Annotated in this window: 1 protein-coding gene; it reads left to right on the top strand. The window is 34.7% G+C overall.

Annotation, left to right across the window (positions count from 1 at the left end; all coding sequences use genetic code 11):
- The first annotated feature begins 432 nt into the window (after positions 1–432).
- Complete coding sequence (locus H1P_RS33100) at positions 433–1731, top strand: PAS domain S-box protein (protein ID WP_144875702.1); 1299 nt, start codon at positions 433–435, stop codon at positions 1729–1731.
- Positions 1732–1788: the final 57 nt, after the last annotated feature.

Raw genomic sequence — 1788 nt, 5'->3', positions numbered from 1 at the left:
TTTTTAAATTGAGCGAACCGTGAGTCATGAGTCGAATAATTTCTATATACTTACTAAGCAAATAATCATTAAATATTATTAAAAATTTTGACGGGAGGAAATGAGGGAAGCATTCCCAAGTCCGCGACTGAAAAGCGCGCTATCTTACAACATATCTTACAACAGTTCTCTGGGTCGGGAAACCCTCCTGCAAGGCTATTGCGCCCCGTCCGAGAGCGAGTGTTGACTAATTTTACTGTTTTATTAAGTAAATTCACTTATTGTTGCTGGTTAATCATTTAAATTATAAATAGTAACCAAAGAAAGTGTTAAATTCCACATAATATCTAATAGCAATAACTTATAGTAAAAAGATATAATACTTGCTCACTAATCTTGTTGAGATTAATAAATTAGTATCATTGCTCTGCTTATATTTGGAATTAAGTTGTTGTGCAACAAATTACTAGGACAATTCAAGTCTTACTAATAGAAGATAGTCTTACGGATGCTGTTCTTCTAGAAAGAGTTTTCGCAGGAATGGCTCATGCCAAATTTGATTTAAAACGGGTTGAAAAACTCAATAAAGGTATTAAAACTTTAAAAAAAGGCAATTTTGATATCGTACTTTTAGACTTATCTTTGCCTGATAGTTGGGGATTGGAATCTCTTAAAAAAATACAAAATGTCACAACAAAAGTTCCCATTATTGTTTTAACTGGTACTGATAATGATGAAGTGGCGATCGCTGCTTTGCGAGAAGGGGCGCAAGATTACCTAATTAAAGATAACAATATTAGTGGTGAAATATTTAGTAGCTTACTCAAAAGATCGATCGCTCACGCTATTGAAAGGAAACAAATTATGGAGCAGTTGCGCCATAGTGAAGCTCTTTATCGTGGTGTAATAGAAGATCAAACAGAATTTATTTGTCGCTTTCTTCCTTCAGGAAAAATTTCTTTTGTTAATCAAGCTTTTAGTCGCTATTTAGGGCAAACCTCTACAGAATTACTCACTCAAAATTTTTTCTTTTTGATCGCCAAAGAAGATACATCCTTAGTAAGACTCAGCATATCAAGTTTAAATAGAGAAATTCCCAACGCTATCGTTGAATTTAGAAGCAATCGACAACAAGAATTTTGTTGGCAACAGTGGAATGTTCGGGCTATCTTCCGAAAGCAAGAATTGGTTGAATATCAAGCGGTTGGTCAAGATATCAGCGATCGCAAACAAGCAGAAACTGAAAAAACACGTCTAATAGCTTCCCTTCATGAAAGTAAAGAAAGATTTCGCGTCGTTACTAATAGTGCGCCAGTTTTAATCTGGATGACAGATAACAAAGGTAAACTAACTTTTGTCAATCAATTTTGGCTCGACTTTACAGGAAAAAATTTAGAACAAGCTTTAACTGAAGATTGGATTATTAATGTCTATTTTGAGGATCGCCGAAACTGTCAGCTTACCTATCGTAATGCTCTCCAAAATCGGGAGTATTTTGCTTTAGAATATCGTTTTTTAGATCATCAGGGGGAATATCGCTGGATTTTTACGACAGGAGTCCCTAGATTTGATAGCAAAGGTCAATTTGCAGGTTTTGTTTGTTCGGGGATTGATATTTCAGAGCGGAAAAAAACAGAAAATTTATTAGCACAACAGGCAAAACGGAATTACATCCTGGCAGAAATTACCAAACATATCCATGAATCTTTAGAGTTAAATACTATTTTAGAAACTGCAACAGGGCGAAAATAGAAGGTTCGTGTCACCAGACGCAACCTCAAAAAAATTGTGATTATTTATACCATTTTT

The organism is Hyella patelloides LEGE 07179 (assembly GCF_900659865.1).
Taxonomy (GTDB): Bacteria; Cyanobacteriota; Cyanobacteriia; order Cyanobacteriales; family Xenococcaceae; genus Hyella; species Hyella patelloides.
Note: the sequence above shows the minus strand (reverse complement) of the source record. Positions and strands in the feature narration are given on the sequence as shown.